This window comes from Shewanella sp. A22, from assembly GCF_053850585.1.
This window is the reverse complement of sequence record NZ_JBSQBN010000010.1, coordinates 18,544-41,179: the sequence shown is the minus strand read 5'-3', so window position 1 is coordinate 41,179 and position 22,636 is coordinate 18,544. Positions and strand designations below refer to the sequence as shown.

Annotated in this window: 22 protein-coding genes; 9 read left to right on the top strand and 13 right to left on the bottom strand. The window is 42.1% G+C overall.

The features are described from left to right. Positions 1-7: 7 nt before the first annotated feature. From ACWXWT_RS03550 to folX, 4 genes are all read right to left on the bottom strand, one after another. Positions 8-1,303 carry an O-acetylhomoserine aminocarboxypropyltransferase/cysteine synthase family protein gene (locus ACWXWT_RS03550; RefSeq protein WP_456040249.1) on the bottom strand — a complete coding sequence of 432 codons (1,296 nt, stop codon included), beginning with the start codon at positions 1,301-1,303 and terminating at the stop codon, positions 8-10. 144 nt (positions 1,304-1,447) lie between these two features. Continuing rightward, positions 1,448-2,176, bottom strand: a complete 729-nt coding sequence (gene folM / locus ACWXWT_RS03545; protein WP_456040234.1) for a dihydromonapterin reductase — start codon at positions 2,174-2,176, stop codon at positions 1,448-1,450. A gap of 255 nt (positions 2,177-2,431) precedes the next feature. After that, positions 2,432-3,100 (bottom strand): GTP cyclohydrolase I FolE, encoded by a 669-nt coding sequence (folE, locus tag ACWXWT_RS03540; RefSeq protein ID WP_456040233.1) that lies wholly within the window; start codon positions 3,098-3,100, stop codon positions 2,432-2,434. A gap of 21 nt (positions 3,101-3,121) precedes the next feature. Continuing rightward, a complete protein-coding gene (gene folX / locus ACWXWT_RS03535) occupies positions 3,122-3,484 on the bottom strand; it encodes a dihydroneopterin triphosphate 2'-epimerase (protein ID WP_350432613.1) in 363 nt (120 codons plus the stop codon). A gap of 190 nt (positions 3,485-3,674) precedes the next feature. Between folX and ACWXWT_RS03530 the strand changes: the two genes are divergently transcribed. Then, entirely contained in the window at positions 3,675-4,064 is a 390-nt protein-coding gene (locus ACWXWT_RS03530; RefSeq protein WP_456040232.1) for a thiol-disulfide oxidoreductase DCC family protein, read from the top strand. An 11-nt stretch (positions 4,065-4,075) separates the two neighbouring features. Continuing rightward, the gene (locus ACWXWT_RS03525; protein WP_456040231.1) at positions 4,076-4,960 is read left to right on the top strand and encodes an SDR family NAD(P)-dependent oxidoreductase; all 885 of its coding nucleotides are present in this window, start codon (positions 4,076-4,078) and stop codon (positions 4,958-4,960) included. Positions 4,961-5,036: 76 nt separating this feature from the next. Here the strand turns inward: ACWXWT_RS03525 and mdh are convergent, their stop codons facing one another. Next, the gene (gene mdh / locus ACWXWT_RS03520) at positions 5,037-5,972 is read right to left on the bottom strand and encodes a malate dehydrogenase (protein ID WP_456040230.1); all 936 of its coding nucleotides are present in this window, start codon (positions 5,970-5,972) and stop codon (positions 5,037-5,039) included. 540 nt (positions 5,973-6,512) lie between these two features. Between mdh and ACWXWT_RS03515 the strand changes: the two genes are divergently transcribed. Then, positions 6,513-6,962, top strand: a complete 450-nt coding sequence (locus ACWXWT_RS03515; RefSeq protein WP_456040229.1) for an N-acetyltransferase family protein — start codon at positions 6,513-6,515, stop codon at positions 6,960-6,962. Between the two features lie 115 nt (positions 6,963-7,077). Here ACWXWT_RS03515 and ACWXWT_RS03510 read toward each other — a convergent pair whose 3' ends face one another. Together ACWXWT_RS03510 and ACWXWT_RS03505 are read right to left on the bottom strand one after the other, a co-directional pair. Next, positions 7,078-7,869 carry a ribonuclease H1 domain-containing protein gene (locus tag ACWXWT_RS03510; protein ID WP_456040228.1) on the bottom strand — a complete coding sequence of 264 codons (792 nt, stop codon included), beginning with the start codon at positions 7,867-7,869 and terminating at the stop codon, positions 7,078-7,080. 163 nt (positions 7,870-8,032) lie between these two features. After that, entirely contained in the window at positions 8,033-8,893 is an 861-nt protein-coding gene (locus ACWXWT_RS03505) for a hypothetical protein (protein ID WP_456040227.1), read from the bottom strand. 277 nt (positions 8,894-9,170) lie between these two features. On the opposite strand from ACWXWT_RS03505, the gene yjjX reads away from it, so the two are divergent. Continuing rightward, the gene (yjjX, locus tag ACWXWT_RS03500) at positions 9,171-9,743 is read left to right on the top strand and encodes an inosine/xanthosine triphosphatase (protein ID WP_456040226.1); all 573 of its coding nucleotides are present in this window, start codon (positions 9,171-9,173) and stop codon (positions 9,741-9,743) included. Continuing rightward, complete coding sequence (locus ACWXWT_RS03495; RefSeq protein WP_456040225.1) at positions 9,736-10,257, top strand: GNAT family N-acetyltransferase; 522 nt, start codon at positions 9,736-9,738, stop codon at positions 10,255-10,257. Before yjjX ends, ACWXWT_RS03495 begins: the two co-directional genes overlap by 8 nt. Before the next feature lie 63 nt (positions 10,258-10,320). On the opposite strand, the gene ACWXWT_RS03490 is transcribed toward ACWXWT_RS03495, so the two are convergent. Continuing rightward, complete coding sequence (locus ACWXWT_RS03490) at positions 10,321-12,276, bottom strand: hypothetical protein (protein WP_456040224.1); 1,956 nt, start codon at positions 12,274-12,276, stop codon at positions 10,321-10,323. Positions 12,277-12,455: 179 nt separating this feature from the next. Here ACWXWT_RS03490 and ACWXWT_RS03485 point away from each other — a divergent pair, with 179 nt between their 5' ends. The 4 genes from ACWXWT_RS03485 (at position 12,456) to ACWXWT_RS03470 (ending at position 16,600) form a co-directional block, all read left to right on the top strand. After that, the gene (locus ACWXWT_RS03485) at positions 12,456-13,496 is read left to right on the top strand and encodes an NADP(H)-dependent aldo-keto reductase (protein WP_456040223.1); all 1,041 of its coding nucleotides are present in this window, start codon (positions 12,456-12,458) and stop codon (positions 13,494-13,496) included. Positions 13,497-13,595: 99 nt separating this feature from the next. Continuing rightward, on the top strand, positions 13,596-14,885 hold the full coding sequence (locus tag ACWXWT_RS03480; RefSeq protein WP_456040222.1) for an aminotransferase class V-fold PLP-dependent enzyme: 1,290 nt from the start codon (positions 13,596-13,598) through the stop codon (positions 14,883-14,885). Between the two features lie 65 nt (positions 14,886-14,950). After that, entirely contained in the window at positions 14,951-15,406 is a 456-nt protein-coding gene (locus tag ACWXWT_RS03475) for a SufE family protein (protein ID WP_456040221.1), read from the top strand. Between the two features lie 27 nt (positions 15,407-15,433). Then, positions 15,434-16,600 (top strand): membrane dipeptidase, encoded by a 1,167-nt coding sequence (locus ACWXWT_RS03470; RefSeq protein WP_456040220.1) that lies wholly within the window; start codon positions 15,434-15,436, stop codon positions 16,598-16,600. 109 nt (positions 16,601-16,709) lie between these two features. Here the strand turns inward: ACWXWT_RS03470 and cysC are convergent, their stop codons facing one another. Genes cysC through cobA form a run of 5 tightly spaced genes read right to left on the bottom strand, consistent with a single transcriptional unit; the run spans position 16,710 to position 22,402 of the window. After that, positions 16,710-17,333: an adenylyl-sulfate kinase gene (gene cysC / locus ACWXWT_RS03465; protein WP_456040219.1), complete on the bottom strand. Its 624-nt coding sequence runs from the start codon at positions 17,331-17,333 to the stop codon at positions 16,710-16,712. 42 nt (positions 17,334-17,375) lie between these two features. Then, the gene (locus ACWXWT_RS03460; protein ID WP_456040218.1) at positions 17,376-19,100 is read right to left on the bottom strand and encodes an SLC13 family permease; all 1,725 of its coding nucleotides are present in this window, start codon (positions 19,098-19,100) and stop codon (positions 17,376-17,378) included. Positions 19,101-19,103: 3 nt separating this feature from the next. Beyond that, the gene (cysN, locus tag ACWXWT_RS03455) at positions 19,104-20,546 is read right to left on the bottom strand and encodes a sulfate adenylyltransferase subunit CysN (RefSeq protein WP_456040217.1); all 1,443 of its coding nucleotides are present in this window, start codon (positions 20,544-20,546) and stop codon (positions 19,104-19,106) included. Between the two features lie 60 nt (positions 20,547-20,606). Next, entirely contained in the window at positions 20,607-21,515 is a 909-nt protein-coding gene (cysD, locus tag ACWXWT_RS03450; protein ID WP_456040216.1) for a sulfate adenylyltransferase subunit CysD, read from the bottom strand. Positions 21,516-21,568: 53 nt separating this feature from the next. Further along, on the bottom strand, positions 21,569-22,402 hold the full coding sequence (gene cobA / locus ACWXWT_RS03445; protein WP_456040215.1) for a uroporphyrinogen-III C-methyltransferase: 834 nt from the start codon (positions 22,400-22,402) through the stop codon (positions 21,569-21,571). Between the last annotated feature and the right edge of the window lie 234 nt (positions 22,403-22,636).

Sequence of the window (22,636 nt, the reverse complement as noted above, 5' to 3'; positions counted from 1 at the left end):
TCAAATATTAGCCTTCAATTGCCTTATCAAGTGCTTGGCTGACATCGGCAATGATGTCGTCTATGTGCTCAATACCCACAGAAATACGCACTAAATCTTCTGATACACCGGCTTTAGCTAATTCAGCCCCGCTAAGTTGGCGGTGAGTGGTACTGGCAGGATGACAAGCTAGCGATTTAGCGTCGCCAATATTCACCAAACGCAGCACCATTTGCAGTGCATCAATAAACTTACCACCAGCCACTTTACCCGCTTCTGCGTTGTCGGATTTAATACCAAAACTAATAATACCAGAGGCTTTACCACCAGTGATTTTTTGGCAGGTTGCATGATGTGGGCTGTCTGGTAATGCAGCGTAATTAACCCAGCTAATACTAGGATGCTGTTGTAAATATTCAGCTAGCGCAAGGGCATTACTGCAATGACGTTCCATGCGTAAACTTAAGGTTTCTAAGCCTTGAAGTAACAAAAATGAACTGTGTGGTGATAACGCTGCGCCAGTATTACGCAGTGGCACAACGCGGCAACGGCCAATGTAGGCGGCAGGCCCAAAGGCGTCGGTATACACTACGCCGTGATAAGACGGATCTGGCTCATTAAGGATTGCAAAGCGTTTTTTGTTGGCAACCCAGTCAAATTTACCCGAGTCAATAATCACCCCGCCAATGGTTGTACCGTGACCGCCAATGTATTTAGTGAGCGAATGGATAACAATGTCGGCACCATGATCAAATGCTCGGCATAATACAGGCGTAGCCACAGTGTTATCGACAATTAATGGCACTCCGTGTTTGTGGGCAATATCGGCTAAACGTTGTAAATCAACAATATTACCAGCTGGGTTACCAATTGATTCGCAAAATAGTGCTTTGGTATTGACATCAATTAATGCATCTAAACCATCAAAATCATCAAATGCTGCCATACGGACTTCAACGCCTTGGCGTGGCAGCGTATGGGCAAATAAGTTATACGTGCCGCCATACAACTGGCTTGTACTGACAATGTTGTCGCCCACTTGAGTTAACGCTTGAATAGCGTAAGTAATGGCGGCCATGCCAGATGCCACTGCAAGCGCACCGATACCGCCTTCAATTGCGGCTAAACGTTGCTCAAGTACGCTGGTGGTTGGATTCATAATGCGAGTATAAATATTGCCAGCCACTTTTAAGTCGAACAAGTCGGCACCGTGCTGGGTATCATCGAAGGTATATGAGGTGGTTTGATAAATCGGCACGGCTGCAGCTTTGGTTGTTGCTTCAGACTCGTAACCATAATGTAACGCCAATGATTCCAGCTTCATGTTTTCTGCAGACATAGTGACTTCCTTTCGATAATAGCGAGTGTGGATATTGATTAATATCTACACTAGCAATTAGCCATCTAGAAGTCCATTATAAAATTGCGTCAACTTTGCCCCGCACATTAGCGCTTGGCGTTTTATGAATTATTTTAAATGCCTGCCACCATCAACAGCATAACTTCGACCTGTTACATAATGGCTGCCTTGTAAATAATCGACTAAAGAAATGATTTCGGCATTACCGGCTTCTTTGGGCAATATGGCTTTAGCCAATGCTTTGGCTTTGTATGCCTCGCCGTCATCTTCATTAAATAAAATCATCGCTGGGGCAATGGAGTTCACTTTGACATGCGGTGCTAACAAGCTAGCAAATGAGAGTGTCATGTTATGAAGTGCAGCTTTACTGGCAGCGTAGGCGATATGCTTTTTACTGCCCTTTTCGGCAACAAAGTCGGTCATGTGAATAATGTTGCTGGCACCAATACTGTCGTCATGGGTTTTAGCTGCATTAATCAATAATGGTGCTAAAGCAAGATTGATTTGATACGGCGCTGAAACATGAATTTGCATCATTCTCGCCATAGTCTCAGCTGGGCTTAAACCGCTGTTGTCGGGTAACCAGTCTGACGCATTATGAATAATGGTATCGAGGCTATCGTGATATTGATTGATATGATTGACGAGTGCATCAATGGCAGTGGGATCGGTTAAGTCACATGAGTGCAAGCTTGCACCCAACTTACCGAGCTGTTCAATGCTGTCATAATGGGTGCGATAGGTGCCAATGACCTGATGACCTTGGGCCAAATAATATTTAGCCAGTGCATAGCCTATACGTTTACCTACACCAGTGATCAGTATTGTACGTTCCATAATGCTCTCTTTATTGTTAGCTCAATACATTGAGCCTTTATCATAATTAAATTAGATGGTTATCTCAAAGCAAACCATTCGAATCTGACTAAAAGCCATCCTACCGTCTAATAATGACAATCGATAGTGTGTTCATAAAAAATGACTTCAGTAAGTGAAGTCATTTTTAAAAGCTGTGGTGCGAGCCATTTCGAGTTCAGGCTAGTTATGTCTGAACGTTACGGTAAAAGTTATGTCTAAACGTTATGCTAGACCTTATGCTAGAAACTCGGCTCGGCTAGCGGGATTGGCCTTAAAGCAGCCGCCAAGCGCAGTGGTTTGTGTGCTTGATGAGGTGTCCATAATGCCGCGTGATTTTACGCAATAATGAGTCGCGTTAATGCTAACGGCTACATCATTAGTCGTCAGTAACGTTTGCAGGGCCACTAAAATCTGCTGAGTTAACCGCTCTTGCACTTGTGGACGCTGAGCAAAAAATCGCACGATACGGTTAATTTTCGATAAACCAATAATATTATCTTTAGGTATATAAGCCACTTTGGCGAAGCCGTCGATGGTAATAAAGTGATGCTCACAGGTACTGACAACACTGATGTTGCTAATTTTTACCATCTCTTCAACACCCATCTTATTATCAATTTGGGTTATTTTAGGAAAATTAGCATAATCGAGGCCCGAGAAAATCTCGTTAACGTACATCTTTGCAATGCGGTGTGGAGTTTCGGCTAAGCTGTCATCGGTTAAATCTAGCCCTAATGTGGATACTACTTCGGTCATTAAGCCTTTAATACGCTGATACTTTTGCTCACTGTTCATATCGTTTGGAATCAGTGGTGTTTCAAGTCCGTGGGCGACTAATGCTTGCTGTACTTTCAATGCTTCTGCAGACAACTCTGCGCGAGTTATGTCATTAATGGTCGTCATAATAACATCCTTAAATAATGATTAGGCTTGGTACTCTAAAGATAACGACACTGAATCGGCGAAACGCAGTGCATGGGGCTTATCGATGGTCACTCTTGCCAGGGTTACACTGGGGTGTTCACGACAAATATCTAATACGTCAGCAACCAGTTTTTCTAATAACAAGAAACGACCTTCTTCGACATGTTGGATCACTTTTTTGGTGATCACTTTGTAGTTTAGTGCGTCGGCAACGTCGTCGGTTTGAAACGATCGATCGGCTGGATAATGGATCTCGATATTGATCACCACATCTTGTTGCTTGTCGCGTTCGTCTTGGTTAAAACCAATAAAGGTACGCAAACGTAAATTAGTCACGTTAATGATTGCTTGGCTTAATGGCATGATTCAGCCCTTGTGATTTGTTTTTAAACTATACGCCAAGCTGAAATAAAAAGATCATAATTTTAGGTGATTTGTGTGTAATCTCGATCATGGAAACAAATGTAAACTGGCTTGGTGTTTGGGGCGTACAATAGTCAATATAAGCATTCAAAATGTGTGTTTAGTAAGCATTGGCATAAAGAGGTAAATAATGGAACTGACTATTTTTTACGATGGCACTTGCCCGCTGTGTCTCAATGAAATGAAGCAATTAAAGCGTCATGACAATTTAAACCGCATCGGCCTTGAAGACATTAACGCCGCAGATATTAATCAGCGTTTTCCTGACTTAGATGTCGTAAAAGCCAATACCATGCTACATGGATTACAAGCTAATGGTAGCTGGCTGTATGGTTTAGATGTTACAGCTAAAGCTTGGGGCTTAACCGGTAAACATGGTTGGATAAAGTTATTACGGTTACCGCTAATCAAACCTGTTGCTGACATCGCGTATTTGGCCTTTGCCCGTAATCGTTACCGTATATCTTATTTGCTGACAGGTCAAAAGCGCTGTGATAACGGCAGCTGTAACATCAAATAAGGACAAACAATATGAGCGATTCAACGACAACAGAAACCATTATTGTGATTGGCGCGTCATCGCTAATTGCCCAAGCTTTTATTACCAAAACCTTTACTCACCAAGCCTATACTGATCAAGCAGTTATTCAGCAAGCATCAAGCCAGCAGTCAAACAGGCATGATACTTCGCCGCTACAAATCATTACGGTTAGCCGCCAAAATAAATTGATACTACATGATCTTACGGACAATATTAGCCATCATCATTTCAGCTGTGATTATCAGCAAGCCTCAATAGAACAATGTGTTACCAATATAGCGGCCATTGCAGGCAAAGTGACACGAATAGTGATGTGTAATGGTATTTTGCACAGTAAAAACCCGCAAAGCGCTGATTCAACTTTAGGGCCTCATTCGGCTAAAGATTCAACATTAATGCCAGAGAAACGCATTGAGGATATTGATGCACTATCGTTAGAACAGTTGTTTTATGCCAACAGTATTGTGCCTATGTTATGGCTAAGCGCCCTCACCTCATTATTGTCACTACCACGTCATAAAGTCACTGGCGAACAAAAATGTGTAATCAGTATTTTGAGTGCCCGAGTTGGCAGCATTTCAGACAACAAACTTGGCGGCTGGTATGGCTATCGCGCGTCAAAAGCGGCATTAAATATGCTAATCAAAACCACTGCGGTGGAATATGCCAGACGCCTTAAACGAGTAAAACTTATCGCGTTTCATCCTGGCACCACTGACACACCATTATCGAAACCCTTTCAGGCTAATGTACCCGCAGGCAAGCTTTTTACCCCTGAATTTGTCGCCAGCCAGCTGTATAACATCATGAGCAACATTGAGTCCAACGGCGAAGCCAGTTACTTAGATTGGCAAGGCAAAGAAATAAGTTGGTAAAAGAAGAGCTATTGTTATGCAAAAAAACGCGAAACCCCAAAAGGCTTCGCGTTTTTTAGACCATCGATATTGTTAATTACTTAACAAATTCAACGCCTAATTTAATATCAGCTTTAAGGGTGTCTAGCATTGCATCACGAGCGTTAGCTTCGAATGCACTAATTTCACCATAAGGTAATACTTTTTCTACGCCATTTTTACCAAGAAGTACTGGCTGTGCGAAGAATGTAGCGTGCTCACTGCCGCCGTCAACATAGGCACATTCGACTACGTTAGCTTCGCCTTGAAGGCCACGTACCAATGATAAACCAAAGCGACATGCAGCTTGGCCCATTGATAATGTTGCGCTACCGCCACCGGCTTTAGCTTCAACAACTTCAGTACCAGCGTTTTGAATACGAGTTGTCATTGCTGCCACTTCTTCGTCAGTGAAAGTAACACCTTCAACTTGAGAAAGTAATGGAAGAATAGTCACACCACTGTGTCCGCCGATTACGTTAACTTTAACGTCAGCAACTTTTAAGCCTTTAAGCTCAGCGATGAAGGTTTCGCTACGAATAACGTCAAGTGTTGTGATACCGAACAAACGGTTTTTATCATAAACACCTGCATTTTTTAATACTTCAGCAGCAATCGCAACAGTCGTGTTAACTGGGTTAGTAATAATACCCACTAATGCTTTAGGGCAAGTTACAGCCACTTTTTCCATTAGGTTGCGCACGATACCAGCGTTGATGTTGAATAGATCTGAGCGATCCATACCAGGCTTACGCGCAACGCCAGCAGACATTAACACAACATCAGCATCAACTAATGCAGCCGTTGGGTCTTCACCAGCAAAACCTTTTACTTCTACGTCTGTTGGGATGTGACTTAAGTCAACCGCAACACCAGGAGTAACAGGAGCGATGTCATAAAGAGACAACTTTGAGCCCGCAGGCAGTTGAGTTTTTAACAGTAAAGCTAGAGCCTGGCCGATACCACCAGCAGCACCCAATACAGCAACTTTCATAATTATCTCCATCAATTTATGCAGTTTGTGACATAGATCTAAATTGTCGTGGCGTCACATTACTGCAAAGTCACAAAAAATTCAATTATACGTTAGTGGAGAGGTATAAATAAGTGAGCGCTAATTCACACGCAACATACTATAAAAATGTTAAGGGTAAGTATTTGTTGCTACTAAAAATTTAAAATAAACAACAGTAAATTACAGTGTTTACATTATGCAAACGATACCATTTTATCTACTCGCGAATTTGTTATATTGAATAAAATTCATTCCGCTGTTTTATTATTGCCTTGTAATGGTGACTTTAAGGGGATTAAGCGACTTAGCCGTGTTTATACTCAGCAATTTAGGAAAGCTCAATTCAGCAGAATATCATGGCTAAGCCTCTGACACATTTAGCCTGCAAATAAGTACTAAATATTATAACATCGGCTCACAATGTCGATATTGATTGTCGTTGTAAGCCAATTTTTTTATTTTAGCCACAATTATGATAATGACAAACATCCGATAAACATTCGATAAAATGAGAAATCCATGACAATAAGAATAGGCCAACCTGCCGATCTACACGCCCTAGTTCAGTTTAACCAAGCAATGGCAATGGAAACTGAAAACCTATCATTAGACACCGAGCAATTGACTCGCGGTGTTGAAGGACTGCTTACCCATCCTGAACGAGGGGTATATTTAGTGGCTGAAGTTGATGGTGAAATAGCTGGCTCGTTGATGGTCACTTACGAATGGAGCGACTGGCGTGCAAGTAATTATTATTGGATCCAAAGCGTGTACATACGTCCGCAAAATCGTCGTCAGGGTATTTATGGCAAGCTTTATCAAGCGGTAAAAGACTTAGCGGCAGATAATGGCGGCACGGCAAGTTTTCGTTTGTATGTTGAACATGACAATAAAATTGCCCAAAAAACCTATGAATCTCTGGGTATGGAGCAAAGCCATTACTTAATGTATGAAGAAAACACTGAGTAAGCGTTAGTTATAATAAGTAATTGTAAATTAAACATAAAAAAGCCGGAACAATCCGGCTTTTTTGTGGTTGTTTTTCAAGAGGTCTAAGGCGTTTAATGTAGGGCTAGGACAATAACTAGCCTGTTCGCAACGCAAGAATTTTGTTGATATCCAATGGTGCAGTAAATTGGCTAAATGCTTTGTGCTGCTGATCAATCGCATGAATCGACATTCTGTCTGCCAGTTCATTACCTTCAATACCAATGTGCGCTGCAACATGTTGAAGCACGATATCGTCTTTCATTGCATCATATAGATCATGAGCTTGTTTGATGATCTCCAGATTGGCGATTTCACCGGTTTTTCGAGTCCAGTTTTTAGCTTTCCAGCCATATGCCCACTCACAAACACATTTAATCGAATACTGTGAGTCACTCATAATTTGCACGGTTTCACCGCCATCAAGCACTTTTTTTGCCTTAATCAGTGCCTGATGTAGCGCATTGAGTTCGGCGGTATTATTGGTGCCATTAGGGTTGTACAAACCAAACCATAACTCGGCTAACTCGCCTTTGCGGTATATCGCCATTCCAGAACCTGCTTTGCCAGGATTAGGTTCACAACCACCGTCGGTGTAAATCACCACATCAAATTGACTGAGTACAGCTTGATTAGCCGCAAGGGTTTTGGTTGATGCTCCAACCCCAGCAGATTTAACGCTTGATGAACCACTAGCCGCTTTTACGGGTGCACTTTTGCCAATACTGCTTGCAGGTGACTTAGCAAATGCGGCTTTAGCTTCCGCTTCTGTGGCAAAAGATTTGTATTTAGCTTGCGGGTACTTGTCAACAGAACGCTTAGTGACATCCCAACTGGTAAAAATGCCCGTTTCTCGACCGGCCCATACTACGTAAAACTTCTTTGCCATGATGCGACTCTAATTTCAATAATGCTAACTTCACTGATAACGTGGTTGCATGATGCCATGATTAAACTCGGCTTTGAAACAAAAATGCATGTTGTATGCAACAGTTGCAGTTAACTTGAACATCTTAAGCCAATAATTGTAATTTGACTGGCTTTGATGGGGATCAGTTTAGGCTCAGTGGTCCATCGATATTTTGATAATCGACACTACCAGAACCCGAATTAACAATGGTCAAACCTTTGGTGTTAGCCACATCAATGCCACCAGAACCATCATTTATTTTAACTAATCCGGAGACTTGCTCAACCTTGATTGAACCCGAACCATCATCAATACTCACATCACCAATAACATTACTAATGCCAATAGACCCTGAGCCATCTTGTAATATGATGCCGCCATTAACGTCAGTAATATTAATAGAACCAGAACCGTCAACCAGTGACAATTTACCAGTATTATTCAACACGACACTGCCCGAACCATCGGTTAATGCCAAGTTACCAATATTATTGATTACAATACTGCCCGAACCATCGATTAACTCTATTTCAGCGCCAACATCATCAATTTGAATGGGGCCAGAACCGTCTTTAATATTCAAGGCTAACGTTGATGGCACTTTAACTAATAAATCGATAAAAGGTGACTCACCAAAAAATTGGTCACTGTGTATTTCTGATAGCAAATAGCCTTTGTCACCTTTGCGAGTCAAACTGAGTTTAATTTCTATATCATCTTGATCTAATGACGGGGTATAGATGTCTGCAAGGACTTCTACTTCTTTTAGACCTTCGACACCAACAATTGTTAATTTACCTGCACCAGTATTGGCAATTAACTCTGAAATTGATCCTGCACTAAGGTTAAGCTTTTGCTGTACTAAGTTAAGACTTGCATGAACTTGTCCTGACTCCTTTGATGATGAAAACACCGACTCAGCTTCGCTATGTGAAGCACCAAATATTGTTGCACCTAGAATAAGTCCGACTGTGACACTAATGGTTGCGATTCGAATAGACATTAGATTAATTCCTTTTATGAAAATAATAATTTACTTAGCCCGCAACACATAAGTGATAAAATCAAGAAACGCTTGTTTATGTGTATTAGCGGTAATTAACCATCAAGAAGCAGGTTTCATACCAACTATACAAACACTATATTTACAATGAGTTACAATTAGCAGCAATAAAAATCACTTCGTCATCAAACCCCAAATGGTTAAAATCCCATACAATGTGGTTAACTTCACCACTGTGATCATTACAGTTAACTAAAACAATAAAGAAAATAGCCCTATGTCGACGCCTCCAGCAACACCAAACACTATAGTTATCATTGTGGGTTCAACCAACCCTGTAAAAATAAGTGCAGCACAGCACGCCATTGAACAATACTTCCCAGATGTTCAAATACGTTGTAGTGGCATGCATGCCCCCTCATTAGTCGCAGACCAACCCATGACCGAAGCAGAAACAAAACTTGGGGCTATCAACCGTGCTCAATTTTGCCAAGCTAATGCAGCAAGCATAAATCAACACGCTGATTTTTATGTGGCAATGGAAGGCGGTGTTGACCAGTTTGATAACGGCCCTGCCACCTTTGCTTATATGGCCATTATCCATAACGACACATTATCAGTCGGCCGCAGTGCTAATTTACCTTTGCCACAGAAAGTGTTTAACGCCTTGCAAGCTGGCGAAGAACTTGGCCACGTCATGGATCGTTTGTTTAACACCCATAATATAAAACAAAAAGGCGGCGCTATCGGTTTGTTAACCCGAGGTTTAGCCACCCGAGAAAGTATTTATACCCAAGCGTTAGTGCTGGCAATGGCGCCTTTTATCAATACGGAGTTTTTTAATGACTGATAATCATCCAGTAAATGCCACTAACGCTAACATGCATCCAAGCGTGATCCGCGAGCTACTAGCTCAAGACAATGCCGCATTGGCAGCGGTTATTCGAGAAGTGTCAGCAGAATACGGCTTAACCCCAGACAAAGGCTTTAGTGTAGCCGATAAAACCCTCGACTGTTTAAGTGAGGTATATCAAGTTGAAGGCTCACAATACTGGGTGATTGAATACCAAGGTAAAGTGGTTGGCGGCGCAGGTATTGCACCATTAGCAGAAAATGATGGCGTGTGTGAACTACAGAAAATGTATTTTGCCCGCACTATTAGGGGCCAAGGTATGGCCAAGGCTATAACACGCCAATGTATTGAGTTTGCCCAACAGCAAGGCTATCAATCGATGTATTTAGAAACCACCGCCATATTGGTTGAAGCCCTGGGTTTATATGAAAAATTGGGCTTTATCCACTGTGAGCATTTAGGCGAAACTGGTCACGATGCCTGCGAAATCGCGATGATAAAAACCTTGTAGAATCACCGCTAGAATAATGGGGATCGCTTAGTTCCCCCCATTAATCAGTGTCATTTGGGTTGACTATATTCCACATATACTCAAAGGTAACGCGTTGTCATCAATAACTTTGAGTTGTGAGTAGGCACTAATAATTTGTTGATAAACATCGGGGTATTTTAACTTTATCAAACCCATTCGACGTAAATGAAACTCATCGATTTTAGGCTGGTAGCGCATTAACAAATCCACTTTTTCAACGGCATCTTCTGGCTTAAATTGCCAAGGTTCAATACTTAATGCCACATGTAAGGGATCGAGCCCTTTACTCAATAGTAGTTCAGTACTGCGGCCTTTAAAGGGAAGTTTCAGATCAACAATATAGGTAATATTAATCAAATTACCGTTGATAACCGCATAATAAAGTAAGGTTTTACCGCGATTATCTTGCTCATATAAATCATAGCCTGAGTCATCCAATCCACTTAAAAACTTAGGACTAAACATATGAGAATTAAAGTCGGAGTACTGGATGGGATCCACATATAACTCGCTATTTAATAACTCATCATAAAAATAGCTATCGAATTCTAATGCTTGGGTAAAAAGCAAATTTTTATTCGCATCTGTTAATGGCAAGGTTAATACCGCATCAATGAAACCATTGATATTACCATCGTCAAGTAATCTAAATTGTTGATTTAAGTTCGGGATATACCTTTGTGGACGTTGATAAGGTGTCACTCGAGTGATTAGACAATCGACTAAGCTCGGATCGATTTTAGCGAGTTGGTTGATGGTTTGTTGGGGATCTAGTAAGTAATCTTTTTCGGCTTGTTCAAGCAAAGAGGCTGAACTTTTGGGTTGCCACTGCTTATTAATATGATTCACTGTAGTACGACATTGAGATAATACATTACCTAAGTCTGTAACGTTTAACTCTTGTTCGGCAAAAGCCAACTGTTGTGCTTGCAAAGCTTGTAATAGCGGATGGTCTTCAGCGATACGAGGAAGCGTTTTCCCCTCAATACTTAGTAAGTCGAGCCCGTATAGTTGCAGTAAGGACTCAATTTTTTCCGCTTCAAATTGATAATAATTTTTCGGGAAAAAGCCCTCAACTAATGTTCGGTCTTGTTGGTTAAAACGTGCATTCACTTGGCGAGCTTGTAGCATTTTTATCATTTCGATCGCTGCTGTCTGATGGTTTGGATTATAAGTTAATCCACTTAATGCCCATTCCATTGATGATGCCAAATAACTATCTTGTGTTGGTTCCACACCACGCTCTAGTAGATATTTCACGACATCGATTCGAGAGCCATATATGGCATAGTCGAGAATTGAAACAGTATCGAGTTCTTCAAATCCAACAATCGCATTTAGGCCATTGATATGATCAAGTATGATGATCATCATTTGATCTGAAACGTGTTTATCTAACATCAACGCGGCTGCATCATCTATAGTAGGTATTACGTTGTCAAAAAGGGCTTTTTGTTGCTCTAGTGATAGGTTCGAAATATTTTCAAATTCTGGTAATGGTACTTTTCTTGTCACTGTTGCTTCACGAAAAAACTCATTATTTAAATCTACGCCTTGATTGACAAGATCTTGATGCAATAGTTGAGTATACTTTTGGTTGAATAACACTAATTCGGAATTTTTCCGTAGTTGTGCCACTTTAAAATCTACTGCAGCGTACTCGCTTGATAGTTTTTCGACGACTAGCGTGACTTCGTCTAGACTGTATTCATTGAGATATTTGTCCCAGCCAAGGTAATTATCACTAGCCCAATCATCACTTTGTTTATCATTATTTTGTAGTAGTGTTTTGCATACAGCAAAATTGGTAACCGCAATAGCTGTAGCATCGGTTTCTTGAGCGGGCTCAGAAGGAGTTTGAATTTGATTATCTAGTGTTTTACTGGCCGGAGATGGCGTCGATGCAATCGGATCGGCTAACTGTTGGTTAAAATAAAACCAGCCGGTCAAAGCCACAAATAAAATGACCACTAATACAATCCACACTCGAAACTTCATAACAATCCTTTGATAACAACTCCATTGGCGAAAACATATCATAATTAAAGAAGGTAACCTCATTAATATGTGATTCTGAATATTTTTTAAGCTGTTTTACTACGACTTTATTATAGCGCTTTGCAATAACCCAAAAGCTTGGTAGCCTCAGATTAAGTACATTCCATAGGAGGAATATAATGGAATACCAACGTATCGCGCATTCTAGCCTTGAGGTGAGTAAAATCTGCCTCGGCACTATGACTTGGGGTGAACAAAATACCCAAGCAGACGCTTTTGCTCAACTCGATTATGCTATTGGTCAAGGCGTTAACTTTATTGATACTGCTGAAATGTACCCTGTTCCACCTAAAGCAGAAACCCAAGGTGAAACCGAACGCATTATTGGTAACTACCTAAAAGCACAAGGTAATCGCGACAATTTAGTGATTGCGTCTAAAGTTTCTGCGCCTGGTGATAAAGGCGATTATATCCGTAAAGATATGGCTCTCGACTGGCGTAACATCCATCAAGCCGTTGATGACTCATTAGCGCGCTTACAAATCGACACTATCGATTTGTATCAAATACATTGGCCGGATAGAAATACCAATTTCTTCGGCGAAATGATGTATGAACATGACGAAGCTGAACATTACACGCCTATTTTAGACACTCTTGAAGCCTTAGCGGAAATCATTAAGCAAGGTAAAGTGCGTTATATCGGCATTTCTAATGAAACCCCTTGGGGCTTTATGAAATATCTAAAATTAGCCGAAAAGCACGATTTACCACGAATTATCAGTGTACAAAACCCGTACAACTTACTTAATCGCAGTTACGAAATTGCCATGTCTGAAATAAGTCATCGCGAAGAAGTACCATTATTAGCCTATTCGCCGTTAGCCTTTGGTGCTTTAACCGGTAAATACGAAAATAATCAGTGGCCTGAAGGCGCACGTTTAACGGTATTTAAACGCTTTGCCCGCTATAACAGTACTCCTATGGCCCTAGAAGCGACGCAAGCTTATATCGATTTGGCCCGTGAGTTTGGTCTATCTCCCACCGAAATGGCCCTAGCGTTTGTAAATAGCCGCAAATTTGTCGCCGCTAACATTATTGGTGCTACCGATTTACATCAGTTAAAGCAAAACATCGACAGTCATAAAGTCAGCTTATCTGCTGAGTTGATGGGCAGAATTAACGAGTTATCGGCGTTATATCGTTTCCCTTGTCCGTAAGCTCACGTCATTAGGCTTATTGCCACAAAGCCTTGCATTAGGCATCAAGATCACTGAAGATCTTGATGCCTTTTCTTTTTAATACAGAAACCCTTATTTATGAAGCCTGCATCGTCATCATCGTCTGCCGTTTTATTTGATCATCAAGCATTGCGCGATCAATTCCCGGCACTTAAACAGACCATTGGCGATCATCCTTTGTGCTACTTAGACACCGCAGCCACTAGCCAAAAGCCGCAAGCGGTGATTGATGCGATGACCGAGTACTACCAACTCAACAACGCCAATGTGCACCGTGCAGCGCATCAATTATCAGCAAGGGCAACTCAGCAATATGAAGCGGTTAGGCAACAAGTGGCTGAATTTATCCACGCCCAGCGTCAAGACGAAATCATTTTTACCCACGGCACCACAGAATCGATCAACATGGTGGCCTACGGACTGACTTCGCAAATCAAGCCAAATGATGTGATATTAATTGATACTGCAGCTCACCACGCCAATATTGTTCCTTGGCAGGAACTGGCAAAGCGCACCGGTGCGGTGATCAAACAGATCCCGTTAACGTCAGATGCACAGCTAGATATAGCCGCTTTTGAGCAGCTATTAACCCTTAAACCTAAAGTGGTAGCCCTATGCCATGTGTCAAATGCCTTGGGCACATTAAACCCAGTCAATGAGCTAATCGCAAAAGCCAAAGCCGTCGGCGCGCGAACCTTAGTTGATGGCGCTCAGGCCATTGCCCATTTACCGGTTGATGTACAACAAATTGATTGTGACTTTTATGTGTTTTCAGGCCATAAAATGTATGGGCCAACAGGCGTGGGAATTTTATATGGTCGATTTCATCAACTCGATCAATTAACCCCAATGCTCACTGGCGGCGAGATGATCAAAACCGTGAGTTTTGAGCAGACTGAATTTGGTGCGTTACCTAATCGCCTTGAAGCTGGCACGCCCGCTATCGCAGAAGTCATTGGCCTAGGGGCAGCAATTCATTTTTTACAACAATTGCCCCGCGAACAACTGCTCGCACACGAACAACAATTGATCCACTACTTACAACAGCAACTGCAACAACTTGGCGCTATTGAGTTGTATGGTATTGCCAAGGATAGTCACGGCGAACAGAAGCTCTTAACTGAGAATCACAGCCATAATGTTGGCGCTGTCGCTTTCAATCTACAAGGTGAACATCACCAAGATGTAGGAATTTTACTCGACCAACAAGCTGTGGCCGTTCGTTGTGGTCATCATTGCGCTATGCCGCTGATGACCAGTCTTAATTTAAGCGGTTGTTGCCGTGCGTCTATTGGCATCTATACTAATAAGCAAGATGTTGATCAATTTATTCATGCACTTAATACTGTAAAAGAGTTATTGTTATAGTGTTAAGGTACAACACGCGGCTCCTGATGTATCTTTTCTCTACAACCGAGGTTAATTGAATTACCATGTTAAACCCAAGCACTACACCTTCACCGCAGTTATTTTCGCCTTTATCGGATGAATTAGTTGAAGCCGTTAACCTCATTGAGCAAGCTAATAACTGGCAAGATAAATACCGCCAGATAATGTTATTAGGAAAGCTATTGCCGCCACTCGATGCAGAATTTAAACAGACAGATGCACAAGTTAAAGGCTGTGAAAGCCAAGCATGGTTGTACCATTACACACTAAATGGCCAACATTTTTATCTGGCTGATAGCGATGCCCGTATTGTAAAAGGCTTAATTGGGTTGTTACTGGTCGCCTGCCAAGGTAAAACCACCGAGCAAATACAGCAATTTGATGTAACACAGTATTTTGACCGTCTCGGATTAAGTGGCCAATTAAGTCCATCTCGTACCAATGGTTTAACTGCGTTAGCACAAGCCATCGTTACCTATACACAAAATGTTGGTACCTGAAATACCTACCAACACTAAGGAATAATAATGACTCAAAAAGTCTGTAACCAAGCTCGCCGTCATATGTTAAAAGGCCTTGGAGCAGCCACATTATTAAGCCCTTTAAGCTCATTTCCTACTTGGGCCGCCAAGCCACGTCGATTATACATCGATGGGTTATCGTTTTTACCAACCGACATCAATGATGTTAAAGCCTCAAAGCTCGACGCCTTTATCGCCGATATCTCAGCAATAGAAACCATTGAACAAGCCGATGGCACTAAAAACTATAAACGCACTTATCAAGCCTGCATCAACAGCATCACCCAAGCGGCTAATTCAGTAAAAGCCAATCCAGACGTGTATCTACAAGGGCTTACGGGCACAGATATTAGTAAGGCGAGAGCTCAACAACAAACCGCGGTGTTTTTTCAAATTCAAGGTGCTGATTGTGTAGAAAATGACGGTTTAAGCAACCAGTGGCAGCAGTTAGATAATCTACATCAACAAGGTTTACGTGTTTTGCTGCTAACACACCATTATGGTAATCGTTATGCTGGTGGCGCATTAGATAATGACGGCTTACAGAGTCTTAATACTCCGCTAACGACTGCAGGACAAGAGCTGATAACAGAGCTAAATCGTAAAAATATTCTTATCGATGTCAGTCATTCAAGTGCCCAAACGGCCCTTGATACCATAAAATTCAGCCAGTCACCTATTGTACAAAGCCATGGCGCAGCACGCGCTATTGTCAACAATGCCCGTTGCTCACCCGATGAAGTCATCCGTGCCATTGGCGATAATGGCGGCGTATTTGGCGTGTTTATGATGAGCTTTTGGCTCACTAACAAGCCAACGCCCACAATTGATGATTACATTAATCAACTCGCTTATATCGCCAAAATCGGCGGTGTTGATTGCGCGGCCATTGCCAATGATTTCCCACTGCGTGGACAAGAAAATCTATTAGCGTTAAATAACAATAATAGTGAAGGAATAAAAGAATATCTTGAGTGGTGGCATAGCTTAGAAAGCAAACATGTACTCGGCTTTGATGTAGAGCCTAAGCATGTGGTGATCCCTGAGTTAAACAGCATAGACCGCATGAGCCGCATAGACGATGCCTTAAAAAAAGCGCGTTTTAAAGCCACCGATCGCGATCGTTTTATGGGAGAAAACTGGCAGAGAGTGCTCAAACAGGTGCTGGTGTAGTCGCTCACAAGTACTGAGTGTTTAATCGCTCACAGCAACAGAGACTCAATATAAAAAAGGGCTGATGTTATATCAACATCAGCCCTTTTTATTGTCGATTGAGTGCAGTCTAAATGCCTGCACCGGCAATTTCTCTTGGTGGGTTAAGCACTTCAATGGCTTTTAAATACGCCAGCAATCCATTTACTTGAGTGGCTAAATCACCTTTACTGGTATCGATGGTTAACTCAGCAGATTCAGGCTCTTCGTAAGGTGAAGAAATGCCTGTGAAATTGGTAATTTCACCATTGCGCGCTTTTACATACAGACCTTTGGGGTCTCTCGATTCACACACACTCAATGGTGTCGACACATGCACTTCAACAAATTGACCTTGTGGGAATAATGCCCGAACACGATCACGTTCTTCACGGGTTGGTGAGATAAATGCAGATAGCACCACTAAGCCAGAATCAACCATCAACTTAGCGACTTCACCGACCCGACGCAAATTCTCATCGCGATCTTCAATACTAAAACCTAAGTCTTTACACAGACCATGGCGAACGTTATCGCCATCGAGTAGATAGGTATGGAAACCGTGTTCAAATAATGCCCGTTCTAATGCACCTGCAAGGGTTGATTTACCCGAACCAGATAACCCCGTAAACCATAACAGAACCGGGTTTTGGCCTTTTTGGGCACCACGGGCAGCTTGGTCAATGGCATGTTGATGCCAAACAATATTGCTCATCACTACTCCTATCAAGTGGTCATTACACCACACTAAAATTCTTTAAAACGGGAAGAAATACGGAATCGAAAAAATAACCACTAAGGAATACACTATTGATAACGGTAAACCTAAGCGTACAAAATCGCTTAATTTATAGTTACCAGCATTAAATACCATCAGATTAGTTTGGTAGCCGTAAGGTGAAATAAAACTCGCACTAGCACCAAATACCACAGCCATAATGAACGGACGCGGATCGACGCCAAAACTCATTGCAACGGCATAGGCCACTGGAAAAGCAAGGGCCGCAGCTGCATTATTGGTGATTAACTCGGTAACAATTAAGGTAATCAAATAAATCCCAACAAAGGCAGCAAACACCCCATAACCACTAAACACACTCAATAAGGTTTGTGCCATTATATCTGCTAGGCCAGTTGTAACCATTAAGTTAGCTAAGCCCAAGGCACTGCCTACAATCACCACCAATTCAATAGGAAAACGACGTTTAAGCTCACTTATGGTTATCGCACCAATTGCCACATAGCTGAGTAACAATAGCGCTAACCCCTTCGCTAACGGTAATACTTCAAAAATGCTCGCGACAATGGTTAATGTAAACCCTACAAGCACCCAAATACCGCGTTTTTCATCTAAGCGAACGCTTAAATCTAAACCGCTGATGGCTGCAAAGTCACTGGTTAAATTAGGGCATTTAGAAAATCGGTCGCCTGGGGTGAGCAATAACACATCCCCAGGTTGTAAAACCACATCGCCCAATCCGCCTTTTAAGCGCTGGTTGCCACGTCTAATTGCCATTACTGCGGCATCAAACACTTCACGAAAGCGCGAATCTTTTAGCGTTGTCCCCACTAAGCTCGACGATGGCGCTAACACAGCTTCGACTAAATTTTGACCTTTAGCATGTTGTTTACCAAACCACTCTAAACCGTCAAATTGATGCAATAACTCAACCGACTCAACCGAACCACTAAAACGTAATACGTCATCTGCTTGCAGCACCATTTGCGGTGGCACAGGACAAATACGAATGCCACTTCGCTCCAACTCAACTAAATAAAGTTTTTTTAACGCGCGCAAGCGATTATCTATCACGCTCTTGCCTACTAATGTCGAGGTTTTTGCAACATGGGCTTCAAGTAAATAAGGTAATGCCTCATCTTCCGATTCTTCACGTCTATCGGGTAAAAAGTTAGCCATTATGGTCAGCATCAATAGACCAATGATAACGACTAACGCACCCACTTGTGAGAATTCAAAAAAACCTAAAGGTTCAAGGCCAGCATTTTCAACAAACGAGTTAACAATCAAATTAGTAGAAGTGCCAATAAGCGTAAGCGTGCCACCAAGAATGGCCGCATAGTTTAATGGCAACAATAACTTAGAAGGAGCATGCGCTTGATTACGGCGCACAACACCAATTAACGAGGCCACGACCGCAGTATTATTGGTAAACGACGACAACAACGCCGTCGATATGCCTAACTTAGCCAACGTAGAAAATAATGAACCTTTACCAATAACTTGGCTCAATTTACCCAATAATGAGGTTTTTTCAAGAGCAGTAGCAGCCAACACCAACAGCACTAGGGTTATCAGCCCGTTATTGGTAAAGCTGCTAAGTGCCACATTTAAGTCAACTAGCCCAATAAAATAACAAAGCAATGATGCGAAAAAAAACATGGCGGCCGGTGTTGCAAGCCCAGCAAGAAGCCCACCAACCAGTGCTAACAAAATTATCGCTAACAGCCATATTTCGCTCATTATTTATTTTCCAAGCAAACTAATATCGCGTGCATTCCAATGCGGGAAATGCTTACGTACTAGCGCATTAAACTCAACTTCAAATGCACTAAACTCAGAAGTATTTTGCTTGTCACCTTGATGCCCACTGACCACCATAACGGCGGCAACGGTAGCATTACTTAAACGATCAATTAATATCATTCCGCCAGTGTCACGCACTAAGCTATAAGCATCTAACACCACTGATTCGGTTAAATCTAACTTAACCCGAGCAATGGTATTTAAGCTTAATGTGCTTGCTGCGCTGCGCTCAAGTGTGTTGACATCGGTGATGTATTCAATTTCACTGACCACGGCTTGGGTTTTCTTACCTGCGACTTTCACGTCGTATAACTGGCCAATTTGTAATGGTTTTTCATCCATCCACACCAGATCCGCAACAATATGATTAGCGATTTCTGGCGCGGTTGTAGGTTGGGCTAATAAGTCACCACGTGAAATATCAATCTCATCTTCAAGGGTAATGGTAATAGCTTGACCGGCTACCGCTTCTGGTAAGTCACCATCAAATGTCACTATACGTTCAACTTTACTGCGCTTACCCGATGGTAATGCCACTAGCTCGTCACCCACTTTAATAACGCCCGACGCTAACGTGCCAGAAAAACCACGAAAATCTAAGTTAGGACGTAATACGTACTGCACTGGAAAACGCACTGGTAACTCGCTCAATTCGCGCTGGGTATCGATCGTTTCAAGTAGCTCAAGTAAAGTGCCACCTTGATACCAATCACACTGTGTACTGCGGTTAACCACGTTGTCGCCATTTAAGGCAGATAACGGCACATAGTGAATATCTAAATCACCAAAGTCTTTGACGAAATCAGTAAAGTCAGCTTGAATTTTCTCGAATACAGTTTGATCAAAACCGACTAAATCCATTTTGTTAACTGCCACAACAAAATGACGTAATCCTAACAATGACGCGATAAAGGCATGACGTTTAGTTTGGGTTTGAACACCATAGCGAGCATCAACCAAAATAACGGCTAAGTCACAAGTTGACGCACCCGTTGCCATGTTACGGGTGTATTGTTCATGGCCTGGAGTATCTGCAATAATAAACTTACGTTTTTCACTGGAAAAATAACGATAAGCCACGTCAATGGTAATGCCCTGCTCACGTTCGGCTTGTAAACCATCTACCAATAACGCGAGATCTATGGCTTCTCCTGTGGTACCCATTTTGGCGCTGTCATTTTTTAGACTAGTAAGCTGATCTTCATAAATTTGAGCACTGTCATGCAGTAGACGACCAATTAAGGTACTTTTACCGTCATCAACACTGCCACAAGTTAAAAAACGCAATAAGCCTTTGTTCTGTTGTAGTGCTAGGTATTCTTTTACACCGTGCAGCTGGATCTGGGCTGCCATACGGTCGGTATTCGTTTTTGCTTGGTCCATAATCTTTCTCACTCAAATTCGTTCGCATGCTGGGTTGTTTAGGCAACCATGTTCAATTGCTTAGAAATAGCCTTGACGCTTTTTCTGCTCCATTGACGCACTTTGGTCTGAATCAATTAAGCGACCTTGACGTTCACTTGAGCGGGTTAGCAGCATCTCTTCAATAATTTTTTCTAAGGTGTCAGCTTCTGAAGGCATCGCCGCAGTTAGCGGATAACAACCTAAGGTTCTAAAACGGACTCGTTCAACTGACTCAACATCACCAGCTTCAATAGGCATACGATCGTCATCTTTTAAGATCAGCTGGTCGCCTTTATTTACCACTGTACGAGGAGCGGCAAAATATAACGGTACGATTTCAATGTTTTCTTGATAGATGTATTGCCAAATATCAAGCTCAGTCCAGTTAGATAATGGGAACACCCGAATACTTTCGCCTTTGTTGACTGCGCCGTTATAGGTACGCCATAACTCTGGACGTTGGTTTTTTGGGTCCCAGCGGTGATGCTTATCACGGAACGAATAAACGCGTTCTTTAGCACGAGATTTTTCTTCGTCGCGGCGGGCACCACCAAAAGCAGCATCAAACCCATATTGATTTAAAGCTTGCTTTAAACCTTGGGTTTTCATGATATCGGTATGCTTAGCACTGCCATGGGTAAATGGACCAATACCTTGCTCAACACCTTCTTGGTTGGTATGCGTTAATAACTCAAAACCAAACGCTTTGGCCTGCGCATCACGAAAAGCTATCATCTCTTTAAATTTCCAACCCGTATCCACATGCAATAAGGGAAATGGAATTTTGCCAGGGTAAAATGCTTTACGTGCAAGATGTAGCATCACTGATGAGTCTTTACCAATAGAATAAAGCATCACAGGGTTACCAAACTCGGCGGCAACTTCACGGATGATCTGGATGCTTTCAGCTTCCAGTTGTTGTAAATGGCTTAACGAACGGCCTGCCATGATGATTCTCCATTACCTAATATTGCTGCAAAGCAGCGGGTTAAATTATTCGACTACAGCGCTTTTGCCACTGCATCTAAATCTGTTTTTTGTTGTGCCGTTTTTTGTTGTGCAGTGACGGGATCAAACCAATGTAAACTGTCTGCTAATTCAACAACCTCACCAATAATCATCAGCGCAGGCATCTGCAAAGCTGGGTCAGCCGCTAATTGAGCCAGCTCACCTAACTTACCAATAAAACGCTGTTGTGATGAAGTGGTGGCTTTTGACACGATAGCCACCGGAGTATCGGCATTTCTACCCGCGCCAATTAATCCATCGCTAATAATGCTGGCATTTAATATGCCCATATAAACCACTAAGGTATTATTGGGGTTAGCATAACCCTGCCAATCCATAGGACGACTAGCTAATTGACAATGACCGGTAATAAACGTCACCCCTTGGGCGTAATCTCGATGTGTTAACGGAATACCAGCATAAGCCGAGGTACCGCTTGCTGCGGTAATACCTGGAACAACTTCAAATGCGATATCGGCACCTACTAAGGTTTGTAGTTCTTCACCACCACGACCAAAAATAAACGGATCGCCACCTTTTAAACGCACCACATTTTTGCGGGTAAACGCTTTCGTCACTAGCAGTTGATTAATCTCATCTTGTGGTGCACTATGCTTGCCAGCACGTTTACCCACGGCAATTTTTTCGGCTTGTGGCGGAATAAGATCTAAAATATCTTGGCTAACTAATGCGTCATACAACACTGCATCAGCTTGTTTAAGCACGCGATAGGCTTTTAAGGTTAGTAGCTCTACGTCACCAGGACCTGCGCCGACTAACCATACTTTGCCTTTGGCCTTTTGGCCCGGCATCGATACTAATTCCATCACATCTACCTCAAGCTAATTCACTATCATCAAATATAGCGTTTTCTATATTCCATATATAATAGTTAATAGTTAGTTTTTATAACTAAATAGAATATGAGATTATTTACTCACGCTTTACGCTATTTGACAGGCTGATACGTATAGAATGTGCTGGTGAAAAGAAAAAGAATTGTTAACATAATTCGACAAAACCTTATCAATTGATAACAATGACAGTCGAACATAGCAATA

Excerpts from the sequence above, each read along its gene's own strand:
- yjjX (WP_456040226.1), top strand. The coding sequence starts at position 9,171 with ATGTCGACGCCTCCAGCAACACCAAACACTATAGTTATCATTGTGGGT.
- ACWXWT_RS03460 (WP_456040218.1), bottom strand. The coding sequence starts at position 19,100 with ATGAGCGAAATATGGCTGTTAGCGATAATTTTGTTAGCACTGGTTGGT.
- ACWXWT_RS03470 (WP_456040220.1), top strand. The coding sequence starts at position 15,434 with ATGACTCAAAAAGTCTGTAACCAAGCTCGCCGTCATATGTTAAAAGGC.
- folM (WP_456040234.1), bottom strand. The coding sequence starts at position 2,176 with ATGGAACGTACAATACTGATCACTGGTGTAGGTAAACGTATAGGCTAT.
- ACWXWT_RS03480 (WP_456040222.1), top strand. The coding sequence starts at position 13,596 with ATGAAGCCTGCATCGTCATCATCGTCTGCCGTTTTATTTGATCATCAA.
- ACWXWT_RS03550 (WP_456040249.1), bottom strand. The coding sequence starts at position 1,303 with ATGAAGCTGGAATCATTGGCGTTACATTATGGTTACGAGTCTGAAGCA.
- ACWXWT_RS03485 (WP_456040223.1), top strand. The coding sequence starts at position 12,456 with ATGGAATACCAACGTATCGCGCATTCTAGCCTTGAGGTGAGTAAAATC.
- cysN (WP_456040217.1), bottom strand. The coding sequence starts at position 20,546 with ATGGACCAAGCAAAAACGAATACCGACCGTATGGCAGCCCAGATCCAG.
- ACWXWT_RS03510 (WP_456040228.1), bottom strand. The coding sequence starts at position 7,869 with ATGGCAAAGAAGTTTTACGTAGTATGGGCCGGTCGAGAAACGGGCATT.
- mdh (WP_456040230.1), bottom strand. The coding sequence starts at position 5,972 with ATGAAAGTTGCTGTATTGGGTGCTGCTGGTGGTATCGGCCAGGCTCTA.
- ACWXWT_RS03505 (WP_456040227.1), bottom strand. The coding sequence starts at position 8,893 with ATGTCTATTCGAATCGCAACCATTAGTGTCACAGTCGGACTTATTCTA.
- ACWXWT_RS03525 (WP_456040231.1), top strand. The coding sequence starts at position 4,076 with ATGAGCGATTCAACGACAACAGAAACCATTATTGTGATTGGCGCGTCA.
- folX (WP_350432613.1), bottom strand. The coding sequence starts at position 3,484 with ATGCCATTAAGCCAAGCAATCATTAACGTGACTAATTTACGTTTGCGT.
- ACWXWT_RS03530 (WP_456040232.1), top strand. The coding sequence starts at position 3,675 with ATGGAACTGACTATTTTTTACGATGGCACTTGCCCGCTGTGTCTCAAT.
- ACWXWT_RS03475 (WP_456040221.1), top strand. The coding sequence starts at position 14,951 with ATGTTAAACCCAAGCACTACACCTTCACCGCAGTTATTTTCGCCTTTA.
- ACWXWT_RS03515 (WP_456040229.1), top strand. The coding sequence starts at position 6,513 with ATGACAATAAGAATAGGCCAACCTGCCGATCTACACGCCCTAGTTCAG.
- folE (WP_456040233.1), bottom strand. The coding sequence starts at position 3,100 with ATGACGACCATTAATGACATAACTCGCGCAGAGTTGTCTGCAGAAGCA.
- cysD (WP_456040216.1), bottom strand. The coding sequence starts at position 21,515 with ATGGCAGGCCGTTCGTTAAGCCATTTACAACAACTGGAAGCTGAAAGC.
- cysC (WP_456040219.1), bottom strand. The coding sequence starts at position 17,333 with ATGAGCAATATTGTTTGGCATCAACATGCCATTGACCAAGCTGCCCGT.
- ACWXWT_RS03490 (WP_456040224.1), bottom strand. The coding sequence starts at position 12,276 with ATGAAGTTTCGAGTGTGGATTGTATTAGTGGTCATTTTATTTGTGGCT.
- ACWXWT_RS03495 (WP_456040225.1), top strand. The coding sequence starts at position 9,736 with ATGACTGATAATCATCCAGTAAATGCCACTAACGCTAACATGCATCCA.
- cobA (WP_456040215.1), bottom strand. The coding sequence starts at position 22,402 with ATGGAATTAGTATCGATGCCGGGCCAAAAGGCCAAAGGCAAAGTATGG.